The sequence below is a fragment of the Fundidesulfovibrio putealis DSM 16056 genome (assembly GCF_000429325.1).
In the GTDB taxonomy this organism is placed as follows: Bacteria; Desulfobacterota; Desulfovibrionia; order Desulfovibrionales; family Desulfovibrionaceae; genus Fundidesulfovibrio; species Fundidesulfovibrio putealis.
This window is the reverse complement of the sequence record NZ_KE386886.1, coordinates 210,324-233,603: the sequence shown is the minus strand read 5'-3', so window position 1 is coordinate 233,603 and position 23,280 is coordinate 210,324. Positions and strand designations below refer to the sequence as shown.

The 23,280-nt window shown below is 67.3% G+C and carries 18 protein-coding genes; 5 read left to right on the top strand and 13 right to left on the bottom strand.

What is annotated here, in order from left to right; translation table 11 throughout:
• Positions 1–21: 21 nt before the first annotated feature.
• The 5 genes from G453_RS0121190 (at position 22) to G453_RS0121170 (ending at position 5,249) form a co-directional block, all read left to right on the top strand.
• Complete coding sequence (locus tag G453_RS0121190) at positions 22–1,458, top strand: anion permease (protein ID WP_027192650.1); 1,437 nt, start codon at positions 22–24, stop codon at positions 1,456–1,458.
• Between the two features lie 136 nt (positions 1,459–1,594).
• Entirely contained in the window at positions 1,595–2,524 is a 930-nt protein-coding gene (gene mdh / locus G453_RS0121185) for a malate dehydrogenase (protein WP_027192649.1), read from the top strand.
• A gap of 58 nt (positions 2,525–2,582) precedes the next feature.
• The gene (ttdA, locus tag G453_RS0121180; RefSeq protein ID WP_027192648.1) at positions 2,583–3,479 is read left to right on the top strand and encodes a L(+)-tartrate dehydratase subunit alpha; all 897 of its coding nucleotides are present in this window, start codon (positions 2,583–2,585) and stop codon (positions 3,477–3,479) included.
• The gene (gene ttdB / locus G453_RS0121175; protein WP_027192647.1) at positions 3,476–4,081 is read left to right on the top strand and encodes a L(+)-tartrate dehydratase subunit beta; all 606 of its coding nucleotides are present in this window, start codon (positions 3,476–3,478) and stop codon (positions 4,079–4,081) included. The genes ttdA and ttdB overlap by 4 nt, the downstream gene beginning before the upstream one ends.
• Before the next feature lie 85 nt (positions 4,082–4,166).
• Positions 4,167–5,249, top strand: a complete 1,083-nt coding sequence (locus tag G453_RS0121170) for a tartrate dehydrogenase (RefSeq protein WP_027192646.1) — start codon at positions 4,167–4,169, stop codon at positions 5,247–5,249.
• A 299-nt stretch (positions 5,250–5,548) separates the two neighbouring features.
• On the opposite strand, the gene G453_RS0121165 is transcribed toward G453_RS0121170, so the two are convergent.
• The 13 genes from G453_RS0121165 to kdpC all read right to left on the bottom strand — a co-directional run bounded on the left by G453_RS0121165 (position 5,549) and on the right by kdpC (position 23,280).
• The gene (locus G453_RS0121165; protein WP_156921053.1) at positions 5,549–6,178 is read right to left on the bottom strand and encodes a histidine phosphatase family protein; all 630 of its coding nucleotides are present in this window, start codon (positions 6,176–6,178) and stop codon (positions 5,549–5,551) included.
• On the bottom strand, positions 6,175–7,326 hold the full coding sequence (locus tag G453_RS25730) for a DVU_1551 family NTP transferase (protein WP_051272734.1): 1,152 nt from the start codon (positions 7,324–7,326) through the stop codon (positions 6,175–6,177). Before G453_RS25730 ends, G453_RS0121165 begins: the two co-directional genes overlap by 4 nt.
• A gap of 2 nt (positions 7,327–7,328) precedes the next feature.
• Positions 7,329–8,363: an XdhC family aldehyde oxidoreductase maturation factor gene (locus G453_RS0121155; RefSeq protein WP_027192644.1), complete on the bottom strand. Its 1,035-nt coding sequence runs from the start codon at positions 8,361–8,363 to the stop codon at positions 7,329–7,331.
• A complete protein-coding gene (locus tag G453_RS0121150) occupies positions 8,360–9,403 on the bottom strand; it encodes a DVU_1553 family AMP-dependent CoA ligase (RefSeq protein WP_027192643.1) in 1,044 nt (347 codons plus the stop codon). The genes G453_RS0121155 and G453_RS0121150 overlap by 4 nt, the downstream gene beginning before the upstream one ends.
• Complete coding sequence (gene trsS / locus G453_RS0121145; protein WP_235731827.1) at positions 9,400–10,794, bottom strand: radical SAM (seleno)protein TrsS; 1,395 nt, start codon at positions 10,792–10,794, stop codon at positions 9,400–9,402. Before trsS ends, G453_RS0121150 begins: the two co-directional genes overlap by 4 nt.
• Positions 10,795–10,799: 5 nt before the next feature.
• Positions 10,800–11,249, bottom strand: coding sequence for a DVU_1555 family C-GCAxxG-C-C protein (locus G453_RS0121140; RefSeq protein WP_027192641.1), 450 nt, complete (start codon positions 11,247–11,249; stop codon positions 10,800–10,802).
• The gene (gene trsM, locus G453_RS25725; RefSeq protein ID WP_043647013.1) at positions 11,246–11,938 is read right to left on the bottom strand and encodes a DVU_1556 family methyltransferase; all 693 of its coding nucleotides are present in this window, start codon (positions 11,936–11,938) and stop codon (positions 11,246–11,248) included. The genes G453_RS0121140 and trsM overlap by 4 nt, the downstream gene beginning before the upstream one ends.
• A gap of 1 nt (position 11,939) precedes the next feature.
• The gene (locus G453_RS25720; protein ID WP_043647010.1) at positions 11,940–14,510 is read right to left on the bottom strand and encodes a pyridine nucleotide-disulfide oxidoreductase/dicluster-binding protein; all 2,571 of its coding nucleotides are present in this window, start codon (positions 14,508–14,510) and stop codon (positions 11,940–11,942) included.
• Between the two features lie 74 nt (positions 14,511–14,584).
• Positions 14,585–17,308 carry a molybdopterin-dependent aldehyde oxidoreductase gene (locus tag G453_RS0121125; protein ID WP_027192640.1) on the bottom strand — a complete coding sequence of 908 codons (2,724 nt, stop codon included), beginning with the start codon at positions 17,306–17,308 and terminating at the stop codon, positions 14,585–14,587.
• A 71-nt stretch (positions 17,309–17,379) separates the two neighbouring features.
• Complete coding sequence (locus G453_RS0121120; protein WP_027192639.1) at positions 17,380–18,402, bottom strand: molybdopterin-binding protein; 1,023 nt, start codon at positions 18,400–18,402, stop codon at positions 17,380–17,382.
• 902 nt (positions 18,403–19,304) lie between these two features.
• Entirely contained in the window at positions 19,305–20,000 is a 696-nt protein-coding gene (locus G453_RS0121115; protein ID WP_027192638.1) for a response regulator, read from the bottom strand.
• Positions 19,990–22,674 (bottom strand): sensor histidine kinase, encoded by a 2,685-nt coding sequence (locus tag G453_RS0121110; protein ID WP_027192637.1) that lies wholly within the window; start codon positions 22,672–22,674, stop codon positions 19,990–19,992. The genes G453_RS0121115 and G453_RS0121110 overlap by 11 nt, the downstream gene beginning before the upstream one ends.
• Before the next feature lie 9 nt (positions 22,675–22,683).
• Positions 22,684–23,280 (bottom strand): potassium-transporting ATPase subunit KdpC, encoded by a 597-nt coding sequence (gene kdpC, locus G453_RS0121105; protein WP_407635562.1) that lies wholly within the window; start codon positions 23,278–23,280, stop codon positions 22,684–22,686.

Genomic DNA, 23,280 nt, shown 5'->3' with positions numbered 1-23,280 from the left:
CCAACCGCAAAGGAGCAGCGAATGAAACTCGACTGGAAGGCCATCGTGCCGCTGGCCATCGGAATCGGAATCTGGCTCATTCCAACGCCTCAGGGGCTGCAACCCTACGCCTGGCAGTACTTCGCGCTGTTCACGGCCGTGATCGCCGCGCTGGTGCTGGAGCCCATCCCCGCTGCGGCAGCCGGGCTCATGGGCGTCACGCTTGCGGCGGCGCTGAACCTGGTGCCCGCAGTGGCCGACAAGGCCCCCACCACGGCGGACGCTGTGCGCTGGGCGCTGTCCGGCTTCTCCAACGGGACGGTCTGGCTCATCTTCGTGGCCTTCATGTTCGCCATGGGCTACGAGAAGACCGGGCTCGGCAAGCGCATCTCCCTGGTGCTCATCAAAAAGCTCGGCAAGAGCACCCTGGGCCTGGGCTACGCGGTGGCCCTGGCGGATCTGGCCCTGGCCCCGTTCACGCCGTCCAACACCGCGCGCAGCGGCGGCGTGATCTTCCCCATCATCAAGAACATCCCGCCCCTGTACGGCTCCACGCCCGAGAGCGGCGCTCGCAAGATCGGCGGCTACCTGATGTGGACCGCGCTGGCCACCACCTGCGTCACCAGCACCATGTTCCTGACGGCCCTGGCCCCGAACCTGCTGGCCCTGTCGCTCCTGGAGAAGACCACCAAGCTGACCATCGGCTGGAACGAGTGGTTCGTGTCCCTGGCCCCGGCCTGCATCATCATGTTCGTGGCCTTGCCGTATCTGGTCTACGTGATCTATCCGCCCGAGATCAAACGCAGCGAGGACGCGCCCAAGTGGGCGGCCGCCGAGCTTGCCAAGATGGGCTCCATCACGGCCAAGGAGCTCACCATGGCCGGGCTTGCCGTGTTCGCCCTGGTGTTGTGGATCTTCGGCAACAAGATGTTCGACGCCACCATCGTGGCGCTCATGGCCCTGTCGCTGATGATTCTGACCAAGGTGGTCACCTGGGAGGACATCACCAGCCACAAGACCGCCTGGAACGTGCTGTGCTGGTTCGCCACCCTGGTGGCCCTGGCCGACGGCCTGGGCAAGGTTGGCTTCCTGAAGTGGTTCGCGGCGCTGGCCGCCGGGGCCATGTCCGGGTTCTCGGTGACCACGGTCATGATCGCGCTGATTCTGCTGTTCTTCTTCATCCATTACATGTTCGCGAGCCTGACCGCCCACACCACGGCGCTTTTGCCCGTGTTCCTGGCCACGGCCATGAGCATCCCCGGCATCCCCATGAAGCCCTTCTCCATCCTGATCTGCGCGACGCTTGGCCTCATGGGCATCCTGACCCCCTACGCCACCGGCCCGAGCCCGGTGTACTACGGATGCGGCTACATAACTCGCAAGGAGTTCTGGACCCTGGGCTTCATCTTCGGGGTTATCTTCATAGGCCTGCTGGTTGGCGTGGATTTCCCGTACCTCATGATGATCACGCCCAAGTAACGCGTGTTGGGAATGCACAGCGGGATCGAGTCCGGTGCACGAAGAAAACCATGGCAAATGGTGCTGAATTCACTATTCATGGTTTTCCGGAAAAGGCGTCCACGTTTGAACGTGCACTCACAGTGAGGATACAGACATGAGCAAGATCACCGTTTTCGGGGCAGGCAACGTCGGTGGCGCGGTCACCCGCAGGCTCATCGAGCGAAAGCTCTGCAAGAAGGTCGTGCTGGTGGACCGAAACCCCGGCAAGTCCGAGGGCATCGCCCTGGACATCCTGGAGGCGAGCCCGGTGGACCTCCTGGAGCCGGTGTGCGTCTCCGGCGACGACCTGGAGCAGTCGCGCAACTCGGAAATCGTGATCATCACGGCAGGAGCCCGGCGCAAGGAAGGCATGACCCGCGACGATCTCCTGAAGATCAACGCGGACATCGTGCGCGACTGCGTGAGCCGCGCCGCCCAGTACAGCCCCTACGCCTTCTACATCATCGTCAGCAATCCGCTGAACGTCATGTGCCACGTGGCCATGCGCGCGGGGCAGATCCCGCGCACGCGCGTCACGGGCATGGCGGGAATCCTGGACGCCTGCCGCTTCCAGTACTTCATCTCCAAGGAGCTGAATGTCTCGGTGGAGAACGTGCAGGCCATGGTGCTGGGCGAGCACGGCGAGGACATGATCCCCGTGCCGCGCTACTCCACGGTGGCGGGCGTGCCGGTGACGGAGCTCATGCCGCAGGAGAAGCTGGACGAGCTCATCGCGCGCACGCGCGACGGCGGAGCGGAGATCATCCGCCTGATGCAGACCAGCGCGTTTTACGCCCCGGCCTCGGCGGTGATCCAGATGGTGGCCGCAGTGGTCATGGACAAGAAGAAGATACTGCCCTGCGCCGCCTACCTGAACGGCGAATACGGCATAACCGGCGCGTTCGTGGGCGTCCCGGTGAAGCTGGGAGCCAACGGCGTGGAGGAGGTCCGGGAGATCGAGCTCACGGACCAGGAGCGCCAGGCCCTGGTGAAAAGCGCCGAGAAGATAAAGACCCAGCTGGCCCTCATCGGCGAGGCCTGCTGAGCGTATCCCTCACGCAGTTTACGAACACTACAAGAGAGACGAAAGAAGGAGCTTGCGAATGGACAAGCGCGAGGCCCAACGGTCCCTGACGGACATCATGGCCAGATTCACCGGCTACGTGGGGAAGCGGCTTCCCCAGGACGTGCTGGACAAGCTGGCCCAGCTCCGGGAAGGCGAGCAAAGTCCGCTGTCGCGGGTTGTATACGACTCCATGTTCGAGAACCTCGAAGCCGCCGACCGGCTGGACCGCCCCTGCTGCCAGGACACAGGCGTGATCCAGTACTTCATCACGGCGGGAGCCTCGTTCCCGCTGCTGGGCGAATTGCGCGAGATCCTGGGCGACGCGGTGCGCGAAGCCACCCGCGAAGCGCCGCTTCGCCACAACGCGGTGGAGACCTTCGTGGAGAAGAACACCGGCGACAACACCGGCACCCGCGTGCCCTGGATCGAGTGGGACATCGTGCCGGGCGACGGCGCGACCATCGAGGTGTACATGGCTGGCGGCGGGTGCAGCCTGCCCGGCGCGGCCAAGGTGCTCATGCCTGCGGCAGGGTACGAGGGCATCGTGCAGTTCGTGTTCGACGTCATCACCTCCTACGGCGTGAACGCCTGTCCTCCGCTGCTGGTTGGCGTCGGCGTGTCAACTTCGGTTGAGACGGCGGCCATGCTCTCCAAGAAGGCCATCCTGCGCCCCATCGGCACGCGCCATCCCAATCCCCAGGCCGCCGAGATGGAGCTCCTGCTGGAAAAGGGCCTGAATGAAGTGGGGCTCGGCCCCCAGGGCCTGTCCGGAAACTCCACGGTGCTCGGCGTGCACATAGAATCCTCGGCCAGGCACCCCTCCACCATCGGCGTGGGCGTGTCCGTGGGCTGCTGGGCTCACCGGCGCGGGACCATCCGCATCGCCCCGGACCTGTCTTACGAAATTCTGTCGCACAAGGAGGCCGTGCTGTGAAAAAGGTCCTGACCACACCCATTTCCAACGAGGACATCGAGTCGCTGAAAGCGGGAGACGTGGTGTACCTGGACGGCCTGCTGGTCACCTGCCGCGACGTGGGCCACCGCAGGCTCATCGAGCTTGGGCGCGAGCTCCCCGTGGACTTGCATGGCCTGGCCATCTTCCACGCCGGGCCTATCGTGGCCAAGGACGGCGACGGCTGGAAGATGATCTCCATCGGCCCCACCACCAGCATGCGCATGGAACGCTTCGAGAAGGACTTCATCGAGCAGACCGGGGTGAAGCTCATCATCGGCAAGGGCGGCATGGGCGCGGACACCGCCGAGGCCTGCAAGAAGCACAAGGCCGTGCACGCCGTGTTTCCCGGCGGCTGCGCCGTGCTGGCCGCCGTGGAAGTGGAGGAGATCGAGCGGGTGGAGTGGCTGGACCTGGGCATGCCCGAGGCCTTGTGGGTGTCTCGCGTCAAGGAGTTCGGCCCGCTGATCATCTCCATCGACGCCCAGGGCAACAACCTGTTCGAGGCCAACAAGGCCGGGTTCAATGCGAAGAAAGGCCCCATCATCGAAGAAATCAGCCGCCAGGTGCGGTTCATAAAATAGTCCGGGCTTCCGGGACCGGCAACCGCGCCTGCGTCCGCGCATGGCGACGAAAGCCGGATCGGGCGATCCGGCAAGGAGAGACGACGTGAAACAGTACAATATCGCGGTGATTCCCGGCGACGGCATCGGCAAGGAGCTGGCTCCCGAGGGCGTGCGCGTGCTGAACGCCGCCGCCGAGGCCTGCGGCTTCAAGCTGGCCTACGAGTACTTCCCCTGGGGATGCGAATACTACACCGAGTACAACGAAATGATGCCCGAGAACGGCCTGGAGATCCTGCGGCCCTTCGACGCCATCTACTTCGGCGCGGTGGGCTACCCGGAACTCGTGCCGGACGACGTGTCCCTGCACGGGCTCCTGATAAAAATCCGCCTGGGCTTCGACCAGTACATCTGCCTGCGCCCCACCACCCTGCTGCCCGGCGTGCCCACGCCGCTTGCCGGCAAGAAGCCCGGAGACATCAATTTCATCACGGTGCGCGAGAACACCGAGGGCGAGTATGCGGGCGCTGGCGGGCGCATGCACCCCGGACAGCCCATGGAGCTTGCCGTGGAGACCTCCGTGTTCACCCGCGCTGGCGTGGAGCGCGTGATCCGCTACGCCTTCGAGCTGGCCCGCTCGCGTCCCCGCAAGCTCCTGTCCCACGCCACCAAGTCCAACGCCCAGAAGCACACGTTGACCTTCTGGGACCAGATCTTCGACGAGGTGGCCACGGAATACCCGGACGTGAAAACCGAGCGGGTGCTGGTGGACGCCATGGCCGCGCGTTTCGTGCTGAAGCCCGAATCGCTGGACGTGGTGGTGGCCTCAAACCTCTTCGGCGACATCCTCACCGACATCGGCGGGGCCATCACCGGCAGCCTGGGGTTGTCGGCCAGCGGCAACATCGACCCCGAGCGCCGCTATCCGTCCATGTTCGAGCCGGTGCACGGCTCGGCCCCGGACATCTACGGCAAGGGCATCGCCAACCCCATCGCCATGGCCTGGAGCGGCGCCATGATGCTGGATTTCCTGGGCGAGAAGCGCGCCGGGGCCCTGATCGAGAAAGCCATTAGCGCTGTCACCGCCGAGGGGAAAAGACTGACGCCCGACCTTGGCGGCACGGCCACCACCACCCAGGTGGCCGACGCCCTGATCGAGAAGCTGAGGGAGCTGGCAGCAGACCAGTAACACGACTGTGAAGAGTTTGAGAAGATGTAAGGTTTTGAGGTCACTTGCAGTGGGAGAAGCCTCCGGCGGCCAACGGGCTGCGCCCTTTGGAATCCCCAGTAGGGTGATGCCCTTACGTGCAGAGAGTGCATTCGTAGCGGCTGGCCGGGGAGTTTTGCAGAAGACTCATGTTTTACGAACGATAAACCCAATGGTTCTCTTTGGCTGAACCGACGCAGTGCGTGGGGAAGCCGGGAGGGCGCGACACAACGCGACTTGAGTGAATCAGGAAACAGGCGGCGGGCAATGGCCCGCCGCCCTTAACCGGGAAGCGTTCCAGGAGCGAGGTTGGCGCGAACGAGGCGCGGCTCGCTAGAGCCGAAGCGCAGGATGTTCAGGCAGCCGTGGTCCTGGTCCAGCCTGAAAAGGTTCTCCAGGGGCATGCCCAGCACGCGGGCCATGATGGTCCGGTTCACCCCGGCGTGGGCCACCACCAGCAGGTTGGCCTCCGGATTGTCCCCGGTTTCGGCAGTTGCCAGAATAGTTCCCAGCGCGGTCCAGGCCCGGCCTGAGAGATCGGCAAAGCTCTCGCCGCCGGGAGGCCGAAACCCGGCGATATCCGCCCCGCGCTCCTCATACAGGCCGGGGTAGCGGCTCTTCACGTCCGCGACGCTCAGGCCGTCCCACTCTCCCAGTGATATCTCGCGAAGCTCGGCCACTGGCGTGGCCGTGAGTTCCCGGCCTTCCAGGATGATGGCCGCCGTGTCCCGGCAGCGCGCAAGATCCGAGCAGCAAGCCCCGGCGAAGTCCACGCCCGAAAGCGCGTCGCGCCATGCTGCGGCCTGGGCGCGCCCCGCGTCGGAGAGCGGTACATCGCGCTGGCCCAGGAAACGCCAGGGCGTCTCTGGGATGGTCTGGCCGTGGCGCAGGAGGTAGACGGTCAGGTTCACGGCCCGGCGGGCTCTTCCGCAGGATAATACAGTCCGGCCCGCTCCAGGATGGTCCTGACCGGCAGGCGCGCTTCGCGCTCCACGCGCGCCATCATGGCCAGCGCCCGGTCCCGGCGTCCCGTGATGGCCTCGCGGGCCTGGGGATCGCGGCCGAAGCGCTCGAGCTTCTCCTGGAAGCGCCTGCGGATGCTCACCACCCTGTCCCCGGACACCAGCTTGTCCGCCAGATAGACCACCTCGCGCTCGGTTATCCGGGCCGTGTCCGGGATGCTCAGGTCGCGGTGGGCCTCCACGATGCGCGCCTCGTCCGTGAACCCGGCGGAGTCCAGCAGGCGCGCGCCCATAACTTCGTGATTCTTGCGCTTCTTGGCGATGTCGTGCAAAAGCGCCGCGCTCTGGACCAGCTCCACGTCCAGGGGCCAGCCCAGGGCGTCGTTCAGGGCGGTGGCCAGGGCCACGGCGATGCGCGACACTGCCTCGGCGTGGGCCAGACCGCGCTCGTTCACACAGTGGATGTCCAGCAGGGCGCGGGCCTCCTCGGGGGTGCGGCGTCCCTGCACGCGCAGGCGGCGCAGGGCTTCGCGGTAGTCCTGGGGGGTGTCCAGGTCGAAGAGGATGTTCTGGTCGGCCACGGGCAGTTCGTCCGCGCCGATGCGCTTTTCCAGCTCCAGAAGAGCCCCGCGCAGGCCGTTTTCGCCGCTCCAGGCCGAGATGAAGGGCAGGCAGCTGGCCGCGATGAACGGCGGGTGGCCGCGCTCGCCCCGAAAGGTGGGGTAGAGGATGGGATAGTCGCCGAAGAGGTCGGCCAGCACGCGGATGGTCTGGGAGCGCACCAGGGGGATGTCCACCGGCAGCACCAGCACGGCGTCGATGCCCTGGGGCAGGGCCTCGATGCCCGCCAGTACGGACGAGAACATGCCGCGCTCGAACTCGCGGTTGATGACGCAGTTGATGGACAGCCGGGCCGTTTCGGCCAGCACCTCGGGGGCCTTGTGTCCGGCCACCACCAGGATGTCCTCGATGCCCGCCTTGCGCAGGGTGCGCGTCACCCAGCCAAGCACCGTGGAGTCACGTAGCGCCATGAGCGGCTTGAAGCCGTCCATGCGCGAGGAAAAGCCCGCAGCGGGCACCAGCGCGGCTATGCGCACGGTTATGTGTCCTCCCGCGAGGCTCTGGCCTGTATAAGTTCCGCAACGATGCTCACGGCGATCTCCTCCGGGGTCTCCGCCCCGATGTCCAGCCCGATGGGGCAGTGCACGCGCGCGAAATCAGCGTCCGTGAAGCCCAGGCCCTTAAGCTTGGCGTACACGGCGTCGCGCTTGCGGCGGCTGCCGATCATGCCGATGTAGCCTGCCTGGGTGCGCAGCGACTGGGCCAGCACGTCCGCGTCGTCCACGTGCCCGCGCGTGACGATGACTATGGACGTTTCCGGGCCGATGTCCAGGCCGGACAGGCAGGAGCGCATGTCGCCCGTGGCGATCTCGTGCGCGTGGGGGAAGCGCTCCCAATTGGCGAATTCGGGGCGGTCGTCCATCACGGTCACCTTGAAGCCGGTCATGGCCGCCATCTGGGCAGTGGGGCGCGACACATGGCCTGCGCCCGCGATGAAGAGCGGCGAGGGGCCGGACCAGGGCTCCAGGAACCAGCGCTGCTCCAGGGCCGTAAACACCACCGGGGCGCGGATGTCCCGCCCTGCGGCCCGCGCGCTTTCCATGAGGGCCTCCGGCAGCGCAGCCCCTACGGCGGGGCCGCGAAAGGGCAGCAGCGTGCGCGGCCCGCCGTCCATGGGCACGGCCAGCAGGGTGCGTTCGCCGCGCTCCAGGCGTTTTTGCAGCCCGGCGTAAAGATCGCCCTGGTCGCCCGGCTCGATGCGCTCCAGGAACACGCGCAGCTTGCCGCCGCAGACCATGTCCGCTCCGGCGGCCAGCTCGCCGGTCAGGTCGAAATCGATCACGCCCCAGGCCTTGGGGTCGGCGTCGTCAGCCAGCAGGCGCGCGGCGGCCTCCAGCACGTGGGCTTCCACCAGCCCGCCGCCAACAGTGCCGTGCATTGCGCCGCCCTGTCTGACGATCATCTTGCTGCCCGCAGAACGCGGCGTGGAGCCTTCGTGGGTCACGATGGTGGCGGCGGCCACGGGCGTTCCCTCGGCGAGCCAGAGGCCAAGAGTCTTGAGGAGGTCGATCATAGTCCGTTTGCCGTTCCTTTATCGGGGATGAACACCTGCACGGTGTCCCCGGTTGTCTGTATGCGTCCTGTGATGGGTCCAAGCCGCCGAAGCGGGCTGCCGCAGGGGCAGGGGCCGGGCAGCATGCGTGCCATGTCCCCGGTGCGGTAGCGCAGAAGCGGCATGCCCCGGCGCGAGAGCGTGCTTATCACCACTTCGCCTTCGCGCCCAAGGGCCACGGCCCGCCCCGTGACCGGATTCACGATTTCCACCAGCAGGTCCGCTTCGCGCAGGTGGTAGCCGTGGTGCGCGCCGCACTCCACGCCGCCGCCGAAGCAGGTCTCGGTGAGGCCGTAGTGGGCGTAGATTTCGATGCCCGCCTCGTCCGCCCTGCGGCGAAGCTCCGGGGTCACCGGCTCGCCGGAAAGAAGCGCCCTGTCCAGCGCTCTTGGCCAGGCAGGCCCGCCCTGGGAAAGCGTAAGCAAGGCGCGAAGTTGCGAGGGCAGCGCGGCCAGGCAGGTGACGGCCTCCTGCGAGATGAGCCGCGCGGCCTCCTGCGGCGCGCAGGGGTGTGGCGCGAGCACCGGGCGCACCCCGATTTCCGAGAGCGCGCGGGCCAGGAGCATGGCCGCGCCGTCCTCCCTGCGCCCCGGCAGCAGGATGAGCACCACGTCGCCGGGCGCGGTGAAGGAGGCCATCCCCACCCGGAAGAAGTCGAGCGTGTCTTCGAGCTCGCGACCGGTGAAGAACAGGCGCTTGGGCTTGCCCGAGGTGCCGGAGGTGTTCAGGGTCACCACGCGGTCCACGTCGCCCTGCGACACGCAGAGCATGCGCTCGGAATGTTCGCGCAAGTGGTCCGGCGTGAGGAACGGCAGGGCCGCGACGCCGCCAGGGCTATCGGCCAAGTCCGGTAGATGCTCCGCGTAGAAGGGGCTTCTGGTCCTGGCCCACCGCGCCAGGGCGTGCAGGCGCTGGGCCTGCCATTGGCCCAGGGCCTGCGGGTCCGGGCCGGGCACGCCGGTGGCCAGGGACACCCAGGCATCCAGGGAGCAGCGCATCATAAGACGACACTCCCATGGTTGCCCCGGTGCAAGGTGCGCCCGGTGGCCGAGGTCAGGTTGTACAGGCAGAAGGGTACCAGCGCGCCGTCCGGGGCCAGCACGTGGATGCAACAGCCTTGCGCGCGCTCCAGGTCGATGGTCCAGGCGTCCTGGAAGGCCATGCAGGAGATGGAGAAGCGGTTTCGCGTGCCGGATTGGGCCAGGAAGCGGTCGAAGTCGTCAACCAGGGCTCCGGGAGCCGGATTATTCGCCGGGGCGGACCACTGCCGGGCCGTGAAGGCGCGGGACTTGAGCGCGCCTTCCAAGGCCGTGGGGATGAGGCCCGTGGGAGCCGGATCGCAGCATCCGCCTCCGGAAACGGGCGACAATCCGCCATCGTCCTGGCGCAGGAACGTGCCGGAGAACGAGCAGAGCGAGTGCTCGCAGCCGGGGGGATGGAAATCCGAAATCTTCAATAGCCCGCCGGACTGGGACACCAGAGACGTGAGCACCTCCGGCAAGGTGGGGCCGTGCAGGCCGCGCTCCAAGCCTTGGCCAGTCTCTTGGCCGGGATGACGGCCAAAAGCGGCCATGGGCTGGAAGTGCACTCCGCGAACGGTCGGCCCGAGCGAGAGCGCCAGCCTGAGGATGTCCCCGCACTCGTCGTCGTTGATGCCGCGCGCCAGGGTGGGCACCAGCACCACGCCGAGTCCGGCCTTTTCGCAAGCTTTGACGGCGGCCATCTTCTCGGCCAGCAGTGGGCGACCGCGAAGAGCCGCGCAGGCCGCGTCCGAGCCGTCGAATTGCAGGAATACCGACGACAGGCCAGCTCCGGCCAGACGCTCGGCGAAGCCTTCCTCGCGGCCCAGGCGAAGCCCGTTGGTGTTCAGCTGCACGAAGGCGAACCCGGCCTTGACGGCCACGCGCACGATGTCTTCCAGATCAGCGCGCACCGTGGGCTCGCCGCCGGAAAGCTGAAGGTTGCATGAACCTGCCCTGGTCCGCAGCTCCCGGAACCTGCGCCCAAGCTCGTCCGCGTCCGGTTCAGGCGACAGGGTCTCGCCGGACGAGGCGAAGCAGACCGGGCAGCCCAGGTCGCAGCGCGCGGTGAGCTCCACCAGGGCGGTGCAGGTGTGCTGGGCGTGCTGCGGACACAGGCCGCAGTCGTACGGACAGCCCTTGCCTGCCGCGCCGCCGGGGTTGGGCGGCGACGGCCTCTTGGGCCGCCGCCAGGATTTCATGGCGGGCTCCCCGACCCAGACCGGCTCGCGGAACTCGCCGTGCTCCGGGCAGGTGCGCGTAAGCCGGACCGTATCGCCATCGGGCACGCGCCGCGCGGGCAGGCGTTTCAGGCAGACCGGGCAGAGGCTCTGGGTGTCTCCCAAATGCCCGCCGCAAGACTCTTCGGGCACGCCGCCTACTCCCTGGCCTCGGACGGGTCCACGCCGAGCCCGGTCAGGATTGTCAGGATCTGCGCCCAGGCCTCGCCGATCAGCTGTGCGCAGCGGCTCATGTCCGGTTTGCCGTCCGGGCATTCGCCCAGGATGTCCGCGCATGAGGTGCCGCCGTACTCACTGGTGCGCTCCGTGAACCAGTCCACGAACTCGGACACGGCCAGATCTGCCTTGTCCGAGGGCGTCTCGTCGTCCGCGCCCTTGCCCAGATACAGCGAGAGCACGCAGGCCCCGCCGGTCAGCACGCCGCAGGTCTGCCCGCACTGGCCCATGCCGTGGCACAGGCCGCCAAGCGCCCGCACCAGGCCGGGGTTCTCGGTCCCCTGGGCCTGAAGGGCCAGGAGCCCCAGCATCTGGCTGCAACAGTAGCCCTTGGCCGCCAGGGGCAGGATGTCCAGAAGGTACTCGCTCACAGGGCCTCCGTTTGGGCGATGCACAGGAAATAGCCGGGCCTGCCGCAGGAGGTGCAGCCAAGCCCCAGCTCGGAGCTGTCGAAGCCCGCGAACAGGAGCCGCCCGGCCAGCTCGGCCAGCAGCCTGCTGTGGTCCTCGAACACGCGCATGAAAAATCCGGCCGCGTGCAGGCGCTCTTCCACCACATGGCGCGGCACGGCCCCTGCCGCGCAGCCAGCCGTGCGCGGGGCTTGATTGTCCACAGGGTCGCGCAGGTAGAGGTCGGTCAGCACCAGGAGCCCGCCCGGAGCCAGGATGCGGTGCATCTCCCCCAGGGCCGTGCGCGGATCGCGGGTGATGGAGAGCACGCACTCGCACAGCACCGCCGCGAATGTGCCGGCGCGAAACGGGACGGCCTCCGCCGTGGCCTGCACCAGCGCGGCTTTGTCGTCGTGCCTGCGGGCCTCGGCCAGCAGGTGCGGCGAGGGGTCCAGGCCCACGGGAGCGAGCCCCCGTCGGGTCAGCAGCGGCAGGCTGGCGCCGCGCCCGCAACCGATGTCCGCCACCAGCGCCCCCGGCGCGAGAACGCAGTGCTCCAGCGCCACTTCCGTGAGCGCTGTTCCGCCGGGACGCAGGGCCAGCCCGGCAACGTCCCGGAACGCCTCGCGCTCGAAGAGTGGGATTGGTGGAACTCGGGGGGCAGGGTCCATGTTATTTGTCCTCCAGAAGCTGCTCCACCTCGGCCATCTTGCCCAGGGCCAGCCCCTCGGGAACCAGCTCCAGCGCGCAATCGGCGCAGGTGAGCAGCGTAATGGTGAAGGCGCTGCCCAGGTATCCGGCCACCACAGGGCCGGGGACCAGCTCCGCCCCGCAGGCGCAGGCCCAGTCTCCGCTCTCGGGCATGTACACATGCTGGGTGCTGGGCACGTCCGAGGCTGTTCCCGTTGGCCCGGCCAGCTCCATGCGGTGGCACCAGGCCCGCGACACCGTTATCCGGTCGCCCTCCTGGAAATACTCAACCCAATAGTTCACGCGCCGGGGCCTGAAACTGGCCAGGAAGCGCCCGGACTCCCGGTCGACCATCCTGCGGCCCGTGCGGAGCGTCTCGACCAGCACCGCTTCCACGTCTTCTTGCAGGATACGCCGGTCCTCCATGGATTCCAATACGCCGGGCGCATAGGAGACGTCCAGCCCGTGTGCGTGGGGCGCGGCGTCTTCGCCCCAGACGTCGCGCAGGAGCGTTGCCTTCAGGCGGGCGCGGTTCTCGTGGCGCTGGGAGAAGCCGGGGCCTTTGGCCGCCGGGTCCATGGCCGGGCCGGGGAAAACGAAGTCCAGCGCGTGCCAGACCCGCTTGCCCTCGGCGGCCAGCCGGTCGCGGCACATGGAGCAGGAGGCAGCCATGTCCAGGGCCGTTTCGGCCCCGCGCCGCCGCGCGACTTCGCGCGACAGCGCGGGATTCACGTTCCCCATAAGGCCGCCGTAGCCGCAGCACTCGGTGAACTGGCCCGAGAGGGGAAGCTCCTGGAAGGGGATGTCCAGGGTGCGCAGGGCGTTTCGTACGGCCTCACGCGTTGGTTGGTCGTGGCGGAGCGAGCAGGGGTCGTGCACGGCCACGGGGCCGGGGGGGCGCTCTCCGGTGAGCACGGGCAGGCCCGTTTCCGCCAGCGCCTCCCAGAGAGAGCGGGTCTTGAACTCCGGGGCGTGCTCCCTGAACACCGCCAGACAGGAGGCGCAGGCCGCGATCACCTGCGGGGAGCCAAGCTCCTTCCAGCGGGCGCGCAGTTCGTGCAGGGACGCGTCGAACAGGTCGGCGCGCCCGGCCCACTTTGCCGGGACGCCGCAGCAGCGCATCAGGAGCCCCACCCCGCCCGTAAGATGCGCGCGCAGAAAATCGTAGGCCGAGGCCACGTGGTGCGGGTGCGAGGCCGCAAGCTGGCAGCCGGGGAAGAAGGCATACGCGCTCTGCGACGCGCCCGGCTGGTTGCGTGAAAGCTCGAAGGCCGGGCCGTTGCCCGCAGCCATGTCCTCTAGGGCGAATTCGTGGGCCGAGGGGGGCATCTTGCCGCGCTCCACCATGTCTCGCCGGGCGGTCAGGCAGAACTCGGCCATGGAGAAGCGTTCCGGGCAGACCTCGGTGCACAGGCCGCACAGGCTGCACGAGTTGATCATGGTGTTGGCCTGATGCACGCCCTGGACGATGGCCGCGTTGTTGTAGATCTGGCGGGCGTACTTCTTGGGGTAGCCCTTGTAGTGCTCCAGGTAGGCGCAGACCTTGACGCACTCCAGGCACTGACAGTTCAGGCAGCGCGCGGCCTCGCTTGATGCTTCCGAGGCATCCAATACGCCGGAAACGTCTGCGGGGGCGACCCTGGCGCTTGGTTCAACGCCCTTGAGCGAGGTGTACAGCCGCGTGGGGATGGGGCCTTCCTTCTCGCGCGAGGCGGTCAGCGACGCGCCGGACATGTGGCGGTCCATGGAGGCGGCGGCGCGTCTGGCGTCCGTGGCCTCGCCGATGGGCGAGAACGCCCCGTCCGGGCCGGGCCAGCCGCCGCAGAACACGGCAGCTTTCCCGGTGCGTTCCTGCCCGGAACCGGACTGGGGAGATTCACCGGCCTCACTGGCCGAAACCGCGCAGGCGAGGGTCACGGGGTCCACGTCGCCCCGGCTTTCGGGACAAAGAGGCGCGCCGTATTCGGCGAACACGGCGTCGAAACCGGCCTGCGCCGATTCGAGAAATTCCGGGGTGTATTCCTGCCCGGTGCGAAGCGCCACCCCCATGGCTTCCAGACGGGCGACCTCGCGGGCCAGGTCCGCCGCTGGCAGCAGGCTTTCCGGCAGGCCGCACAGACGTCCGCCCGCGCGCTGGTCAGGCGTGAACACAGTGACGCCGTAGCCCTTGCGGACAAGGTCCCAGGCGCAGGTCAGGGCAGCAAGCCCGGCTCCCAGCACGGCAGCCTGTTTGCCTTTGGAAGGCAGCACCAGGGGCTTTGGCCCCGGCCTGCCAAGGCGCAGGCAGGCCCGCTCAAGCGCCCCGATGGCCACGGGCTCGCCTGCCTGGCCGCGCTTGCAGACTGCTTCGCAGGGGTGGTCGCAGATGGCCCCCAGCACCGAGGGCAGGGGCATGGTCTTTTCGAGGATCTTGCGGGCCGCGTCCGCGTTCCCGGCCTTCATCAGCTCCATGAAGGCGCGCGCGTCCACGTGGATGGGGCAGGCCGCCTGGCAATAGGGCGGCTCCTCCTGGATGCAACGGCTTTCCCACTCGCGCAGTTCCTGCTGTTCCATGCGTCTTCCATATGGTGAGGGAGCGGGCGCGAAATGCCGCCCGCTCCCTCGTTCAGGTTTGTTGCGTCGTCAGTTTACTTCGCGGCCTGAAGTCCCGCCAGCACCTTCTCCGGCAGGGCCGGGAGCTTGGTGATGCGCACGCCGCAGGCGTTGTAGATGGCGTTTATCACCGCCGCGTGGGGGCAGGTGAGCGGCAGCTCGCCCGTGCCCGACGCGCCGTGGGGGCCGTGCTCGCGCGGGGTCTCCACGTAGATCAGCTCCATGTCGTCGGGGATCTGCTGGGTGTAGGGGAAGCCCGCGCCCACCAGGGTGGAGTGCTTCTTCAAATCCTCGAAGTCCTCGGTGAGGGCCAGGCCGATGCCCTGGGCCAGGCCGCCGTACATCTGGCCGTCCACCACGAGCTTGTTGCACAGGGTGCCGACGTCGGCCACCAGGGTCATCTTCTCCACGGTGGTCTTGCCGGTGGCTACTTCCACGGCCACTTCGGACATGAACATGCCGTACATGTAGCAGCTGAAGGGGTTGCCCACGCCGTTGGTGTCGCAGTGGGTGGCCGGGGCGGTCCACTGGCCGGTGTACTTGGTGGGGATCTTCTCGGCCACCATCTCATCAAAGGTGCGATAGGTCTTGTCGGCCTTGCGCATGGCCGCCATCAGGAGCTCGCAGCCCGCGATGATGGCCTTGCCCACCATCACCTGGGAGCGGCTGCCGCCCGCCGGGCCGGAGTTGGGGGCGACACTGGTGTCGTTCATCACCAGCCTGATCTGCTCAGGCTTCACGCCCATGGGGCGCAGGGCCTCGTGCGCGGTGCCGAGCGAGCCCATGTCCGCGCCCTGGCCGTGGTCTTCCCAGGTGTTGAAGATGGTGATGGTGTTGTCGGAGTTGAGCTCCACATAGGCCTCGGAAGCGTCGGGGCCGTCGAGGCCCGCGCCGTACACGCCAAGGGAGATGCCCACGCCGCGCTTGATCTCGGCGGTAGAGTTCTTCTTGGCCTTGGCTTTTGCGGCCTCGTACTTGGGGCGCAGGATGTCGATCATCTCGGGCAGGCTCAGCACCTCGGGCTCCTGGCCGTTGGGGGTGGTGTCGCCCTTGCGGTAGCAGTTGAGGTAGCGCAGCTCCAGGGGATCCATGCCGAGCTTCTCGGCCAGCTCGTCCATGAGCACTTCCGAAGCGAACTCGCTCTGGGGCGAGCCGTATCCACGGAAGGCCGAACCCCAGGCGTGGTTGGTGCAAACGGTGCGCCCCTCACCCCGGATGCTGGGGATGGCGTAGCCCGCGCCGATGAACTGCGCGCCGCGCAGGGTCAAGAGGTCGCCGAACTCGGAGTAGGGGCCGTGGTCCACGGTCCAGTCGGACTCCATGCCCAGGAGCTTGCCGTCTTTCCCGGCGGCCAGGCGCACGTTCATGAAGAAGGGCGAGCGCTTGCCGGTGTAGGTCTGCTGCTGGTGGTAGTCGTAGCACAAAAACACCGGGCGGCCGGTGGCCAGGGCGGCAACGCCCACAAGGGCCTCCATGGTGGGGCTGAACTTGTAGCCGAAGGTGCCACCGGCGGGGTTCTGCACCATGACCAGCTTGTCCGCCTCGACGCCAAGGCCGGGCGCGATCATGTACAGGTGCAGGTGCAGGCCGATGGACTTGGAGTGGATCACCAGCTTGCCCTCGTCGTTCACGAAGGCGAAGCCTACGTCCGGCTCGATGGGCAGGTGGGGCTGGCGTCCCACGTAGAAGTCGTCCTCCACCACCACGGGGGCCTTGTCGAACACCGGCTTGGTGTCGTCGCCTTTGACGATCTTCTGGACGAAGTACACGTTGGGCGTGCCGGGGTGGATCTCGATGGCGTCGTCGGCCATGGCCGCCGGGGCGCTCATGTAGGCGGGCAGCTCTTCGAGAACAACCTTGACCTTGGCCGCTGCGGCCTTGGCCTGCTTCTCGGTGTCCGCGCAGACGATGGCGATGGCGTCGCCGTACTGGAAGACCTTCTCGTCGCACAGGATGGGGCGGTCCCAGCCGTCGCCCTTGTTGGTGGGGAAGGTGATGAGGCCGGTGATGCGGTTCTTGCCCTTGACGTCCTTGTGGGTGAGCACGCTGTGCACGCCGGGCATCGTGAGGGCTTCGGAGGTGTCGATGGACTTGATGTTGGCGTGCGAGACGGTAGCCTGCACCAGCGCCAGCTTCAGGGTGCCTTCGGGCATCTTCACGCCCAGGTCCGCGCCGTAGTCGCAGGTGCCGGTGACCTTGGCCTCGGCGCTGGGGCGGGGGAATTTGGTGCCCCAGATGCGCCCGTCAGCGGGCAGCTTGTAGGCCAGGTCGGACATCTTCAGCTTGCCCTGCAGCACCTTGGCCGCGTCCATGACCGCGTCCACCAGGGGCTTGTAGCCGGTGCAGCGGCAGGCGTTGCGGTTCTTCTGGAACCACTCGCGCACTTCCTCGCGGGTGGGGTTGGCGTTCACGTCCAGCAGGGCCTTGGCGGAGACGATGAAACCGGGCGAGCAGAAGCCGCACTGCGCCGCGCCGTGAACCATCCAGGCCAGCTGCAGGGGGTGCAGGTTGCCGGGCTGCCCCAGGCCTTCGATGGTGAAGATCTCGGCGCCGTCGGCCACGCGCTTCATCTTGGTGACGCAGGAGCGCGTGAGCTTGCCGTTCACGATCACGTTGCACGCGCCGCACTGGCCCTCGCCGCAGCCGACCTTGGTGCCGGTGAGTTTGAGCTGGCCGCGCAGCACGTTGGCCAGGGTCTCGTCCTGGTCCACCACCACGATCTGGGGTTTGCCGTTGATGATAAGGCTCCGCTTGATCATTCCCTGCCTCCTTCTCGCATCGGTTGAAGTCTTGGTCGCATAAGGCCCGGCTACGGCTCAGCGCGCCGGGATCATTGGCCTTTTCCGAACGGACAAATAGGGTAGCGGCACTCGGGGCAGGCCATGCACAGCCCGCCGTGTCCAAGCGCCGCGATGTCTGGTGCGCTCACGGCCTCCCCGGCCAGGAGCCTGGGGACGATGAGGTCGAAGATGCTGGCCTTGTGGTACATGACGCACCCCGGCAGCCCGAGCACGGGCACGTCGCCGATCATGGCCAAAAGGAACATGGCTCCGGGCAGCACAGGCGCGCCGTAGCCGATCACCTTGCCCCCGGCCTCGCGGATGGAGGCGGGCGTCTGGTCGTCGGGGTCCACGGACATGCCTCCCGTGACCACGATCATGTCCGCGCCCTGGGCCAGAAGCTCCCGGATGGCGGACACGCACAGGGGGATCTCGTCGCTTACGATGATCTGGCGCAGCACCTGGCTGCCCAGGTCCTCGAACTTGCGGCGCACCACCGGGCCGAACCCGTCTTGTATGCGCCCGGAGAACACCTCGCTGCCCGTGGTGACCATGCCCACGCGGGCCTGCCGGAAGGGCTTGACCTCAATGAGCGGCCCACCTTCCAGCACCAGCTCGGCGCGCTGGAGCTTCTCCTCCTCGATCACCAGCGGCACCACGCGGGTTCCGGCCACGGGCTGCCCGGAGCGCACCTGCTGGTTGGAGTGGGCCGTGACGAACACGATGTCCTCGATGGAGTTGAGCCGGGTCAGACGGGGCACGTCGATCTTCAGAAGCCCCGTGTGCGCAGCCGTGAGCGTCACCTTGCCCTCGGAGGGCGCGGAGAGCGCGAGGCCCCGGCCCCGCGCGCCTTCGGCCAGCCGGGTGGCCGCGTCGTCCTCGTGGACCAGGCCCAGGGTCAGGTCGAAGACGAAGATGTGCTCCTTGCCCACGGTGAGAAGGCCGGGGATGTCCTCGCGGGTGATGACGTGGCCCTTGCGGTAGGCCGTGCCTTTTTCCTTTCCGGGCACGATGCGGGTGATGTCGTGGCCCAGGACCGTTCCCACGGCTTCCTGGACGGGGATGGCTTTCATGCCTTTCATCATGCGCATGGGGGGGCTCCTTGCCAGATAAGGGGGCGGAAAAGGGGAGACGCGGCGCGTACGGCGCGCGAAAGTGCGCAAACCTGCGTCGGGATGAGGGCAGACGGGGCTGGCTCTGCCTCACGCCAGCTTCGCAAGGAAAGCGGCGCTGGCGCGGCGGCTGTTCTGTCAGTCACGATATATATCAAATTCGACATAGTTCAGGGCATCGCTTTGGATTGAAGTGAAGTCAAGCAAACAAAAATCACCCTTATACGGTATGGAATTTAAAGAAGATGAATGGCGCGTTGCAGTGCAAAACCTGAAGACAAATCGCGGAATACAGCATGCATCACTCGCGCGGACGCGCTGTGAGGCGGCTGCATTGGTGCTCCTGGTGAGAGCTTGTGCGTAGGGTCATTGGTGAAATTATTCATCGCAACAGTGAATTTTCCGTGTTATGTTAAAATTAACATGTATACTGCATTAAAATAGAAGAGCAAGGAATGCGCCAAATTAAAAGGCACGATATTTCAGTGTGTTGTCAGGGGTAGCGTCAAGCTGGCGAGGAGGAGTTGGCTCATTCGTGCGCACAGGGCGCGGCGAAGCGGGTATGCCGTCCCGGAGAAACGGGGCAAAAGCCCCGATTTCAGGGCGTTGCGTGCACCGTGAAAAAAGGAACCATCATGCAGGGGCGATTGGGTCAAAAGGATACGTCAGCGGTGCATTCAGCCGCAAGGTCCGCTTGAAGCGCAGGAAACAGTCGGAATATCTCCGGTGATCGCGGGCCGATGAACCGGTCGCTGCCCGAGTAGATGCCGACGCACGGTTCGTGCGGGCTGGCGTGCCCACAGGGTTTCAGGCCGGGTCGCAATCAGGGCGGGGCAGGCTGGTTGCGGGCGCAAGCGCCACGATTACTCCTTGAACCGGTACCCGACGCCCGTTTCCGTGTGCAGGTGCCTGGGGCGGGCCGGATCTGGCTCGATCTTCTGGCGCAGCTTGTGGACGTGGATGCGCACGTAGTGCTCCTGCCCCTGGCTGTGTTTGCCCCAGACCTCCTTGAGGAGCTGCCCGTGCGTGACCACCTTGCCCGCGTGGCGCGCCAGGAATGCCAGCATCTTGAACTCCGTGGGGGTCAGGTGCGCCTCCTCGCTGCCAAGGCGCACCACGTGTGCCTCGATGTCGATGGACAGGTCCCCGAACTGGTAATTGGCCGGAGGCGGAGCATCCGCCGTGGCCCCGCGCCGCAGAAGCGCCCGTATCCTGGCCGCAAGCTCGGCCAGGCTGAAGGGCTTGGTGAGGTAGTCGCTCGCGCCCAGGTCCAGGGCGGAGACCTTGTCCTGCTCCCTGCCGCGCGCCGACACCACGATCACCCGCGACCGGCTCCAGGGCGGCAGCGCCTGGATGATCTCCTGGCCGTCCATATCCGGAAGGCCCAGGTCCAGCAGGATGACCTCCGGTTCGTGGGACGACGCCAGGGCCAGCGCCTCGCGCCCGGTGCGCGCCTCGAGCACGGCGTACCCCTCGGCCTGGAGGAACGGCTTCAGGAAGCGCAGGATTGCCGCCTCGTCGTCCACCACCAGGATGGTGGCTGTCTTGTTACTGGTCATGGCCGTCATGGAGAGGGAGGGTCATGGTGAAGCGCGCCCCGGTGGGGGCGTTGTCGCGCGCGGTGATGCTTCCGCCGTGGGCCTTGATCACGGCTTTGCAGATGGCCAGACCCAGGCCGTAGCCTTCGGCGGCGTGTCCGGCATCCCGCCTGTCGCCTCGCTGATACCGCTCGAACAGCCTGTCGTGGTCGCCGGGAGGAAGCCCCGGCCCGTTGTCGCGCACCTCGATCACGGCTTCACCGCGCCGCACGTCGGCCAGGATGGCGATGGCGGTCCCCGCCGGAGTGTACTTGGCGGCGTTCTCCAGAAGATTCAGGAACACCTGCTCCATGAGCACCTCGTCCATGGGGATGGGCGGCATGTCCGGGGGAACGTCCACCCGCACGGGGTGCTCAGCCAGGGTGGACTCCAGCCGCGCGAGCGAACTGCCGATGACCTCCTCCAGCGGCACGGGCTTGAGCTCCGGCACCACGGCCCCGGACTCAAGCGCCGCGATGCGCAGCAGGTTGTCCGCCAGCCGCTCCAGGCGCGAGGCCTCGGCGGCGATGTTCTCCTCCAGGGCGCGCCGGACCTCGGGGCTGGCGGATTCTCCCAGGGCCATGAGGCTCTCGGCGGAGCCGGAGATGGCCGCCAGGGGGGTCTTGAAGTCGTGGGTCACCGTGGAGAGCAGGGCGGAGCGCAGCTTCTCGCGCTCGGCCTCCATGAGGGTGGCCTTGGCCTTTTCCTCCAGCCGGTCCACGTCCAGGGCCATGGCGGCCTGATGCACGAAGGCGTCCAGCAGTCGCCGCCGATCCGGCAGCAGCAGGCCGTCGCGGGCTTCCTCGTCCTGGGGTTTCAGCCCGATGACCCCCAGCACCTCGTCTGCGCCGGGGAGCGGCAGGAAAAGGATCTCGGAATCCGCCAGGGTCTGGGTGGACAGCCCGGCGGGATTGGCGTTGTCGAAGACCCACTGGGCCACGCCGTGGTCCTTGCTGGAGATGAGCTCCTCGTCGCTTGGCATGAAGGCCGTCTCCAGCTTGCCGGAGCCAGAGGGCAGCAGCACGAAGGTCTTGCAGCCGAACACGGCGGCGATGTGGTTCCTGGCCACCTGAACCAGCTTGGCCGTGCCCCGGTTGGCGGCCAGATGCCGGGAGAGCCCGCTCAGCTCCGAGGCCTGGCGCTCCAGCTGGCCTGCGCTGTCCGCCTGGGCCTTGATGCGCGAGGCCATGCCGCTGATGACCAGGGCCACCAGGAACATGACCAGGAACGTGACCAGATAGGCCACGTCCGTCACCGCGAAGCTGAAGCGCGGCGGCACGAAGCAGAAATCGAAGGCCAGCACGCTAAGCCCCGAAGCCAGGGCGGAGGCTCGCCGGGGCAGCCAGAACGCCACGGCCATGACCCCCATCAGATAGACCATGATAAGGTTGGCCAGCTCGAAATACGGGAACATGGCGAAACAGGCCGCCGTGGAGGCCGCCACCACGCCCAGGGCGGCGGCGTAGTCCTTCAGGCGGTGCCTGGGGCGCGCTTGGGGTTTGGCCGCGCGCGGCGTGCCCGTGTCCTGCCCCTTGATGACGTGGACGTCTATTTCCTCGGAGAGGCGCACCAGCTGGTCCACGGGGCTGCCCCGCAGCAGGTCTGTGAAGCGTCGGCGCAGGGGTTTGCCCACCACGATACGGGTGACGTTGTGCTGCCTGGCGAAGCCGACAATGAGCCGCGCCACGTCCCCGCCCGCCAGCACGTGGGTCAGCGCGCCCAGTTCCCGGGCCAGGCTCAGGTTGGCAAGCGCCCTCTCGGTCAGCTCCCCCTGGGGCTGCTGCTGGATGTACAGGGCGTGCCAGGGCGCGTGCAGGCCGTCGGCCAGGCGCTTCGCGGCGCGCACCAGCGTGGCCGAGGTGGGCGAGGGCCCCACGCACACCAGGATGCGCTCCGCCGTGGGCCAGGTGGTCTGGATGGAGTGCCCCTGGCGGTACACCAGCACTTCGGTGTTCACGCGGTTGGCCGTGGAGCGCAGCGCCAACTCGCGAAGCGCGCTCAGGTTGCCGGAGCGGAAGAAGTTCTCCCCGGCCCACTCGGCCTGCCTGGGCAGGTAGACCTTGCCCTCGCTCAGGCGCTGGCGCAGATCCTCCGGGGGCAGGTCCACCAGGATGACCGATTCGGCGCGCTCGAGCACGGCGTCGGGCACGGTCTCGCGCACGCGCACCCCGGTTATCTGGGCCACGATGTCGTTCAAGCTCTCCAGGTGCTGCACGTTCAGGGTGGTCCAGACGTTCAGGCCATTCTCCAAAAGCTCCTCCACGTCCTGCCAGCGCTTGGGATGGCGCGAGCCCGGCACGTTCGTGTGGGCCAGTTCGTCCACCAGGATGAGCGCGGGACGCCGGGACAGGGCCTCGTCCAGGTCGAACTCTTCGAGCGGGTGGCCCTTGTAGTCGATCTGTTTGCGGGGCAGGGAGGGCATCTCGTAGAGCAGCGCCTCGGTCTCCTCGCGCCCGTGGGTCTCGACGATCCCCGCCAGCAGGTCCAGCCCTTCGGCCATCTTGGCGCGCGCGGCCTCCAGCATGGCGTAGGTCTTGCCCACGCCCGGGGCCATGCCGAGGAATATCCTCAGCTGGCCCCTGCGTCTGCCTTCCTCCTCGCGCCTGACCATGGCCAGCAGGGCGTCGGGGTCCGGGCGTTGATCCTCGTCTCGCATGCTTTCGTCCTACTCCTTGTCGGCCAAGGCATCCAGGGCAAGATTGAGCGTAAGCACGTTCACGCGCGGCTCGCCCCAGAATCCCCACAGGGGACCCTGGGTGTGCTTCGCGATCAGGGACGCAACGCTGTCGCGGGAGAGTTTCCGGGCCGTGGCCACCCGGTCGATCTGGTAGGCGGCGGCCTGCGGGCTTATGTGCGGGTCCAGGCCGCTGCCCGACGCCGTGACCAGGTCCATGGGAATGGGGGCGTCGCCGTGTTCGGCCTTGAGCCTGGCGGCGCGCTCTGCCACGGCCTCGGCCAGGGCGGGGTTGGACGGTCCCAGGTTGGAGCCGGAGGAGGCCCCGGCGTTGTAGGCGTGCGGCGAGGTGGCCGAGGGCCTGCCCCAGAAGTGCCGGGGCGAATCGAAGCCCTGGCCGATGAGAGTTGATCCTGCATATCCTGAAGGGCCGGACTGGCCCGCGATCAGGCTGCCCGAGGCCTGAACCGGGAACAGCACTTTTCCGGTGCCGGTCATGGCCAGGGGATAGGCCAACCCGGTCAAGAGCGCCATCCAGAAGAGCATGAGCGCCGCCGGTTTCAACTGGGTCATGAAGATCCTGAACAT